Genomic DNA, 8,969 nt, shown 5'->3' on the forward strand with positions numbered 1-8,969 from the left:
GCGCGCGGTCTCCTGCGGAGACACGACGCGGAGTGACTGCGTCACTCCCAATGGTGCTGCGCCGCTGCGCGGCGCTTGGCTGGCTGCCTGAGGGACGGTCACCTGCGGTGACTGCGGGGTAGTGGGGTTGGGTTGAGGGGTGCGGGTGTGGGATGGAGGGTTGTTTGTGGTTGGGCGCCCGCCTGCGGCGGGGTGTGGTGCTGGTAAGTGGGTTGGTTTACTTGGTGATTGATGGTTCGTTGGTGGCTGGGGTGTGGTGAGTGGGATAGGCCCCTGCGGGGCCGACCGAGGCGTGCCGGCATCCTGTGGTGCTCGTAGATCGGTCATGGTGCGCACCGGGTGGAGTGGTGTTCCGGGGCCCGCGGGGCGACGGGGGGTGTCACTCTACGTGATGTTCGGGGAGGTTACCCGAAGATTAGTTGTCTAGACCTCTTTATGTCATCGGGAAGCCGTCCCCGGCCCCTGCGGGGCCGACCAGGGACACCGAACAGGGCATGCGGAAAACACAAACCCCGACACACCTGCCAACTACCAGAACCCTGGCCTCATATGACAAAACCGCAAAACACCCACAGAGAAACCCTCCTGACACCACACCAACACCCCATACAGAAAACACATCAGACGAACCACCACACACCCCCCTCCCCCACACCCACCGGGCCCCAGGAAAGACGCCAGACCCACCCGCGCCACCGGGGCCCAGCACGGCCTCACGACCGCCGCAGCACCGAACCACCCACACCCCACAGACGCAGGGCGCAGCAACGGGGGCCGGCGCCGGCCGGGCATCCGCACGTCACGCAGACCGCAACCGGACCGAGGACGGTCTGTGCCATCGACATCACGGCCGGCCCCTACGAGAGCCACGGTGAGTCCGCCCCCTCACAACTCCCAGCCCACCCACCCACCTGGGAAAACAGCCTGAGAGCCTCTCAGCTTTTCCCCACACACTCACCACACCCCAGCCCACGAGCAAGACCGCTCCACTGGCACCGGGCCCCACAGGCCTGGCAGGGGGTCAAGAACATCGACGACAAGGGCACAGGGCGCAGCAAGGAGGGCACCGCTGCACCACCGCGCCCGCCGATCAAACAACGCCGACCCGCAGGCCACGGAACAGGCTGCCCCGGGGGCGGGAAAGCCGACCGAAACGGGAGAGACGAGAGCCTGCGGCTCTCCCCCGGCACGACCCCCACCCCGCATACGGAAAACGCATACGCCATACATGTGCCCCGTATGCAGAAACCGCATCACCCGCGCAGGCCCCTCGCCTCGCATCGTCACGAACAACCCCACACCGACGACAACCAGCCGGGCGGGGCTGCTGGACCAGGCAAAACGGTACGGCGCGGGGCTGCTGGAGGAGTCGAGGTACGGCGCGGGACCGGGCCCACAGGCTGGCGGGGTACCTCGACGCAGACAGGGGGTGCCCGCGGGAGCGTCACAGCAGGTACGGGGAGCCAGGAGCTGACGCCGATGCAGTGGACCGTGCAGCCAGAACAATCCTCTCAGGAGCGGGGAGCAGCGGTCGGCGTCTGGTCCCACCGCAGAAGGCCACGGGATCATCCCTGCACGGCGCGCGGGGCCGGCTGTGGTGAGCCCGGTGGTAAGCAAACCGCGGGCATGGTCAGTACACCGGTCGATACTCACCACACAGCGACCGAAGCGACCGGAACACAAACACACCCGCGCGAGCAAAAAGTAGACCGCCGCGGCGCCCCATAGACGTCACAAGACCCACCCCACCCCAGCGGGGAGCTGGTACGGCGGGAGGAGAGCGCGGCTGCTGTCATCCGGCTGAGCGCAGCCACTGCTCGTAGCTGACGGCCTCGAGGGTGGGGTGGAGGTAGCCGTCGTACCAGTGGATCTTGGTCGGGTCGGCCGTCTTGTGGGCTCTTCGTCGGGTGTGAGGGCGGTGGGGCGGGGCCGGCTGGGGTGGGGTGGGCGCAGGCGGCAGTGTTCGGCAGGTTGCGCCCAGGGCGGGACGTGTAGGCGTGGCAGTTGGCCGCGAAGCCGTGGCGGCGGGCGGGCGTAGCAGTCGTGGAGGGTGAGAGTGGAGGTGGCGGCATCCACGTGGCGGTAGTGGACGGTGCGCAGCGGGGAGATAGGAGCACTGGTGAGGACGGCGATAGCCAGACTGCCCGAGACGGGGAAGCCGACGAGAACGGGAGAACAAGAGCCTGCGGCTGACCCGGCCGATCCGCGACACCGCAGGCAGACACACCCACCCGGGACAACAACCACGAGCCCGGAACCTGAACCTCACCGGCGTATACGGAAAACGCATACGCCATGCATGACTCCCGTATGCAGAAAACGCATCACCCCTGCAGGCACAAAACAGACGGCGCCACCCACTGGACCGCCCCACCGGCCCAAACGTCATCCCCCGGCACAAGGAGAGAACAGACAGCCAGCAACTGAAGCGACCAAAAACTCGAACACCCCGCAGACAGCAGGCAGCAGCGGGTCGACAAGAAGAAACTCTGCGGCCCACCCCCACGCGAGCGGGAAGCAGTGGCGCTCGACCCGGCCAAGGACGGGCACGTGGGACCATCCCCACAGCGTGCGGGGAGCAGCGATACGGCGGGACGTAGGCGGGCTCCAGGATGGGAACATCCCGGCGTGAGCAGGGAACAGACGGCCAACGTCTCTGCCGAGAGCGATGACGAGGGTCCATCCCCGCCGACGCGGGGAGCAGAGCAAGATCAGGTCCCCCCCTACAGTCCCCCTGAGCGTGTTGCAGGTGGCCCTGACTGTCTGGTGCACTCCACAAGCGCTCCCCGTCTCCCCGTGCGTCAGTGGAGCCGCTGTACCAGAATCGCTGTCCACGGATTCGCGCCCGCGGCATGAGCCAACGTGGGCAGGTCGTACCCAGGCAACCCCTCGATTTGCACGGCAGCCTGGCCCGAGGCGTGCGCTGCTCCGATGGACTGCCCGTTGGCCATCGCGGCATAGAACTGCGCCGCGTAAGTGATCGCCGCCAGGTCGTCGAACGAGTCGGACATACCGATCGCGAACGGGGCGACGGCAGCAGCCAGGTGCTCTATCTGACCAGCCGACTTGCACGAGTTGAGTACCACGAGCAACGGCGGGTCATCCGTGGCGGCCACCGCTTTGGAGAAGCCGCCAGCGGCCACGATGACGCCGTCATTGAAGTCGTCGACGTCCTGTTCAAGCAGGATCAGATCCTCGTCGCTGTGCCCGGAGAAGTGGACCACGTGGGGCCGAAACCTGGTGATGCCGTCGAGCAGGTCGCTGGTGGTCGCCGAGGGCCGGAAGTCGAACTCGACTTGATCGCCGTAGCGCGCGCCCTCAACCGCTTCGCGGATCCGCTTCTGCGCGCGAGACACCCGCAGATCCCCCTCGCCGGACGACGCAAGCATCAAGAACGGTCTCCAGCCGACTGCCGATCGCCACGCGGAGGTTCTCGAACAGGTCCGCAGCCTCTGTCAGCTGGTAGATGCTTCGGGGGTTCCGCGTGACAAGGTCGGCGAGCGGCGTGTCTAGATAGCCGCGTGCGTAGTCGTCGAGGCTCTCGCCCCACTCCACGCCCCTTTCTATGCCCCGGTGCTTCCCTTCCTCTGCAACCAGGTCGATCGGTCTTGCCAGGAACTCCAACTCTCTCGGATCGAGGCTGGGGACCCCGAGGCGCCGAAGTGAGGCGTTCAGTGCCTCGATCCTTTCGTCGCCCTACCGAAGGTAGGTGCGGAGTTTCCTGACGACGTTGGCGGAGAGTTCCGGGGTAGACATGGGCTTCAGTGTGCCCGAGTCAGCCCTGTCGGACGGCCACGGACAGTGCCGGTCCGCGCCCATTCGGGTCTCCGAGCCAAGCGCGTCAGCCGGCGGCCGAGCGTTCGAGGGCCTGTCGCCTGTCGCGGCCGGTTGTCCGGGCGAAGCCACACGCAGGCCGGCAAGTCCTTCGCTGGCCGCATGGGTATTCGTCGCGGCCCAATGGAGCCTTGGCCTCGCGCCTTCAGGGCAGGTCCGAGCCTGCTTTCAACGCGGGGAACCAGGTGAGCTGACCAGTGGTCCTGGCAGTCAGTGTCCTTGTCTGCACGCCAGCCGATTGAGGGGGTGTGATGGCTGCTCAGTGCTTTACCGGTAGTGGGCGGTTCCGGCGTAGGACATGCCCAGCGCCACGGTGAGCTGCTTGATGTCGAGTTCGTCGGCGAGGGTGAGCAGTCGTGTGGAGCGCAGGATGCGGGGGAGGAAGCCGGCCGGGGTGAGGCTGTCGCGGATGTGCGCCGGGCCAGCGGGGTCGGTGGTGGTTCTGGTGAGCCCGGTGACCAGAACGTGCGGGTTGGCCGTGTGCAGGGTGCTGCGGTGGGCGAGGCAGCGTTCCAGGGCTGTCCATGTGGCGGTGTCGAGAGTGATGTCGATGCTGCGTCCGGGGAACCGTACGGTCTGGGAGCGGGTGCTGATGTGGTCGAGGGTGAGGTGGCGGAGTTCGGTTGTGGTGGCGGCGTGGAGCAGTGCGGCGAGCCCGATGAATGCCTCGTGCGGGAGGGTGTCGGTGGGGGTGTTCCAGCGGTGGTAGAGGGCGCGCTGCTCGTCGAGGGTGAGGGTGGTACCCCGGAAGCTGCGGGGCTGTGGGGCGTGGAGGGCGGCGGCAGGGTTGTGGAGCACCAGGCCGGTGTGGTGGGCGTGGGAGAAGAACTGCCGCAGTCCCGTGAGCCAGGAGGCCCGGCGAGGCGGATTGCGGGCCAGGAACGTCTCCAGGTCGCCGGTGTTCACGCTCGCCCAGGTGGGGTGCCCCTGGGCGTGGATGTGGCGAGCTAAGTCTCGGACGGTGTCGAGGCGGATCTCGATGGTCTTGAGCTGATTCGGTCGCAGCCCGAGGCGCTCAGCATTCTGGCGCTGGGCCACCAGCGCTTCCGCGAAGGCGCGTGCGGCGGGGCGCAGCGGGGCCGGGACGGCCTGGATCCGGCGCTCGCGGCGGGCAGCGGCTTGTGTCTCCTCGGTGTCGGTGGGGGTGTCGAGGAGGCGGTGGGTGTGGAAGAAGTCGGCGAGCAGTGTGTGCGGGGTGGTGGAGCCGGTGTCGATGACGAGACGGGCGGTACGGGTGAGGACATCGGCGGCGTGGAAGGGGTGGCGGTGTGTTGCCAGATGCGCGGCAAAGGCATCCCGCCACCAAGGGGTACGCGGCATGCGGCCGGCCCAGCCGGCGGCGCGGGTCTTCACGGTGCGGGGCGAGTACTCGTAACAGCGTTTGCACAGGCCTCGCGCCCACTGGGACAGGGCGCCGCATCCCGCACAGACGGCGAGCGGCTCGGTGCTCGCCGGGTTGTGGCACGGCCGGCACCGCTGGGCAGCGGCGTCGAGGATCGGGCGCCGGCCGCAGCGCTGACACGGGCCGAGCGCCGGCCGGCACGCTGCACGGCGCCGGCACGCGGAACACACCGGATCCGCCGAACGCCTGCCACCGCCACAGCCCGGGCACGTACGCGAGCACCAGACGCACAGGCCGGTACCGGGGCGTAGCCGGCGCAACTTCGTACAGGCCGGGCAGCGCCCCTGAACGGCATCGGGAACGGAAGCGGGAACGGTGTCGGGGACGGATGCTGCCATGCGATGAGGCCCGCCGACGAGTGCGAGGGGTGGACGGGGGTTTCCGCTGGTCACAGCGGTGGCAGTGACCGTGTCGCAAGGACGTGCTGCGGTGGCGCGGGCGCAGGCAGCCCGTCCGCCGGCCCAGGCGGCTGCGAGACCGCGGCCGGTCCTGCAGAGCGCAGGACGAGCAGATCTCCAGGAGTGCAGTCGAGGGCTGTGCACAGGGCAGCCGGGGTGGACAGCTTCACCTGGGACGGCTGTTTCGTGAACAGAGCGGACACCGAGGCCGGCGAAAGGTCCAGACCCGCCCTTTCGGCCAGAAGCCGGCGGAGCTGAGTCCCCGTCCACACGCCACGCTCCGCCGCGGCCATCCGCAGCCGCCACTCGACCCCCCAAACCGCAGGATCCGGGACCACAGGTTCTGACGCAGTCATGCACTCGCCCCTCATGGTCAGCCTGCCAGCGTGCGAACAGCCAAGTCGGTGGCACGCCGCCAGGCGTCCTCGATGAACTTCTGTGACGGCTTCACGTACGCCATCGTCGAGGCGATATGGCGGTGGCCGAGGAGCTGCTGGACCGCGAGCAGGTCCATGCCCCGCTCGTAGTGGTGCGTCGCGCATGCACGGCGCAGCGCATGAGGCGTGAACCGCTCACCCCCGCCCGCACCCTCAAGGTCGAGAAGACGGGCCAGACGATCCCGGACGGTGTCCGCCTTCAGCGCCTGGCCGTCCTCGTCGCAGAACAGCGGCGCGGTCGCAGGGAACAGTGGCCGGACGTCCTGCAGGTACCAGGCCAGGATCCGGTCCAGGCCCTCCAGTATGGGAGCCCACCGCGGGCGCGGCCCCGAGGTGTTCGCCGCTTTCCCGAACCGCACGTGCAGCTTCCCCGACGGCCCCAGCTGCAGATGGACATCCTGCTGGTCCAGACACACCAGCTCATTCACCCGGACCGCTGAGTGATACGGCGTGCGCAGCAACGCGTAGTCCCGAGCCATGACCCGGTAGTCCGCCCCGACCGCGACCTGGGACCGGACGAAAGAGAAGAACGCCTGCAACCGCTCCCGGCCAGGAGGCGCCCCCGTGGGCGAGTCATCACCGGCGTGCCGCACACGATTGAACCGGTCGAGCCCGCCGTCACCCATCGGCACACCGAACGCCGAACGGACCTGGGCCCCGTACCGCTCGGCGACAAAGGCGTGGAAGGCACGCAGTATCTGCACTGCCGACGCGTCCCCGGAGCCAAGCCCGTCACAGCCAGGGCGTGCAGCATTTCATCCACGTCATCGGCGTCCACCGCCCACACCGGACAGTCAAAACGCCCCAGCACCCGGTTCAGGAGCGAGCTGTAGCCGCGGACCGTCGTCGGTGCGAACCCACGCACCACCCACGTCCTCGCGAACGCCTGAACACATCCGGCTTGAAACACCCACGGATCCACCCCGGCGTCAGAGCCAGCCAGCCCGCCCTCGACCAGCCGCAGACCACCCCGCTTCCCTGCACCCACCACAACACCCCCGCCGGCCATCAAGCTGAAGGCAGCACCTGAACAACCACCACGCCACCAACGAACCCAACGACCAACCAGCCGAACAGCAACCCCCACCAGCGAAACAACCGGCTCATCCACACGCCTCCGGGTTGAGCCACTGGGCCTCGTCGACGAGGAAGGTGCGGGGGCGTTCGGCCAGGGCGGTTTTCAGCAGGCGGTCGAATTCGCTGGGGTGGCGGGGTGGTTCGCCGGCGAGGTCGAGGGCGGTGAACAGTTCGTAGCGGACCGCGCGGGCGATGGGCCGGGCCCTGAAAGTGATCTTGCGGACGTCCTCAGCGGGTTCGAGTTCGCGCAGGCACGTGTTGACGGCAAGAGTCTTGCCGAAGCCGGCGCCGGCGCCGCCGTGGATGCACATCATGGCGCGGGCGGCGACGGTGTCGGTGATGTTCTCCCGGGCCGAGAGCAGGGCGCGGGTGGTGACCACGCAGGCGTCCGGGAGATCGACGTACTGGTAGGTGGCCGCGGTCACGAGGCGTCTTCGTGTTCGTCGGTGGAGCGAGGCAGCGAGGAGCCTGCGTCGTCGGCGGGGACAGACGTCGTCTGCCCGTGAGGGGCTTCGGGGACAGAGGCACCACTCGGAACGGATGGCGCCGAATCCAGCGGTGCAATCTGTCCGTTTGGGACTTGACGGGCGCAGGCACCGCTCGGAGCAGGCGGGTCGGGCCGGCCGGGGCCGGTCAGCGCGGCCAGAAAAGCGGGAGTGCGCCACCCGGCCGGCGGCGCGGCCGGCGGGATCAGGTCGGGCAAGGCGAGGGCTGACAGGTCGGTGTCGGTAACAGCTGCAAGTTCTGTGCCGGCCTGGGTGGTGGTCAGTGCGCCGAGCCGCTTGGGGGCTTCGGCCTGGGTGGCGGCGGCGTAGCGCTCACGCTGGGAGACCTGGAGGTCCTTCTTCAGGCGGCGGGTGCGGGCCGCTCGTGCCTTGCGTACGGCGCTGATCTGTTCGTCGGTGGCCTGGTCGGCAAGGTCCGCGGGGCCGAGGTAGCGGCCGATGGTGGCGTGGTAGACCTCGATGCGGTGGTCATGGTGCGGCATGAAACGGATGCGGACCTGGATCCCGGCCTGGCCGGTCATCCACGCCCCTACGTAGTCACGTTTCCTGAAGCGGACGCCGCGGGTGGTCAGCGCACGGGTGCCGGCGTCCTCCAGGGTGAACGTCCACAGGTCCGCGGCCGGTACGTCCCGCAGCGGGGTGAGATCGTCCTGCCACGCCTCAAGCGGAGTCCTGCCCTGCAGGGGCGCGGGGCGGTGCTCGGTGTTCCACCAGTGTGTCCAGGTCAGAAGGCGGGTGGTGAAGTCCTCGAAGCCGAGCAGCACCTCGTCCTTCGAGCGGGAAGCCCGTTTGCCTGGGCGGGGCTGGCGGACATAGCCCGGCAGCGCGGCCAGGAACATGCTCTCCACCGCCCGGTTCAGGTCCTCCACCGTGCCCTTGAGGTGAGGGGTGTAAGCGGGCAGATCCTCCACCGTCACGTCCAGGACAATGAACGCCGCGGTCACCGTCTGGGACAGGAAGTCCTTGCCGCGGTCCACCCGTACCTTCTCCGGCAGACCGCCGAACGGACCGTAGGGCTCCTCCCGCAGCACGGCCGCCCGCAACCCGGCCAGCACCGACTCCCGCGACGGATACACCGGCGTCACCGCAACACCGCTGATCGCGTTGGTGGCGCAGTCGGTGAACCACGTGATCCACGGCCTACGAGCCCGGCCCTCGACATCGACCAGCACCGGCGCCTGCACGTGGTCGGTCTCCCACACCTGATTCCGCCAGGGACGCGGCCGGGCAAGAAACACATCATGCTTACGCGCCGCCCGCTCCCCACCCGCGAGCCCCGCCCGCTCCCCCGGCGACAGATCACGACCGATCGCCC

6 protein-coding genes are annotated in these 8,969 nt (G+C 68.6%); all 6 read right to left on the reverse strand.

Annotated elements, in window-relative coordinates:
• Positions 1 to 2,801 precede the first annotated feature (2,801 nt).
• The gene (locus ACFYX3_RS41785; RefSeq protein WP_389025356.1) at positions 2,802 to 3,389 is read right to left on the reverse strand and encodes a CHAT domain-containing protein; all 588 of its coding nucleotides are present in this window, start codon (positions 3,387 to 3,389) and stop codon (positions 2,802 to 2,804) included.
• A gap of 712 nt (positions 3,390 to 4,101) precedes the next feature.
• The gene (locus ACFYX3_RS41790) at positions 4,102 to 5,187 is read right to left on the reverse strand and encodes an integrase (protein ID WP_389025358.1); all 1,086 of its coding nucleotides are present in this window, start codon (positions 5,185 to 5,187) and stop codon (positions 4,102 to 4,104) included.
• Between the two features lie 437 nt (positions 5,188 to 5,624).
• Positions 5,625 to 6,005, reverse strand: a complete 381-nt coding sequence (locus ACFYX3_RS41795; RefSeq protein WP_389025360.1) for a helix-turn-helix domain-containing protein — start codon at positions 6,003 to 6,005, stop codon at positions 5,625 to 5,627.
• A gap of 2 nt (positions 6,006 to 6,007) precedes the next feature.
• Positions 6,008 to 6,775, reverse strand: a complete 768-nt coding sequence (locus tag ACFYX3_RS41800; protein WP_389025362.1) for a tyrosine-type recombinase/integrase — start codon at positions 6,773 to 6,775, stop codon at positions 6,008 to 6,010.
• A gap of 399 nt (positions 6,776 to 7,174) precedes the next feature.
• Complete coding sequence (locus ACFYX3_RS41805; protein ID WP_389025364.1) at positions 7,175 to 7,573, reverse strand: AAA family ATPase; 399 nt, start codon at positions 7,571 to 7,573, stop codon at positions 7,175 to 7,177.
• Positions 7,570 to 8,969, reverse strand: a 1,400-nt coding sequence (locus ACFYX3_RS41810; protein ID WP_389025367.1) for a Mu transposase C-terminal domain-containing protein, incomplete at its 5' end; no start/stop codon positions are given. The genes ACFYX3_RS41805 and ACFYX3_RS41810, both read right to left, overlap by 4 nt.

The sequence above is a fragment of the Streptomyces sp. NPDC002463 genome, from assembly GCF_042889835.1.
GTDB classification, from domain to species: domain Bacteria; phylum Actinomycetota; class Actinomycetes; order Streptomycetales; family Streptomycetaceae; genus Streptomyces; species Streptomyces nymphaeiformis.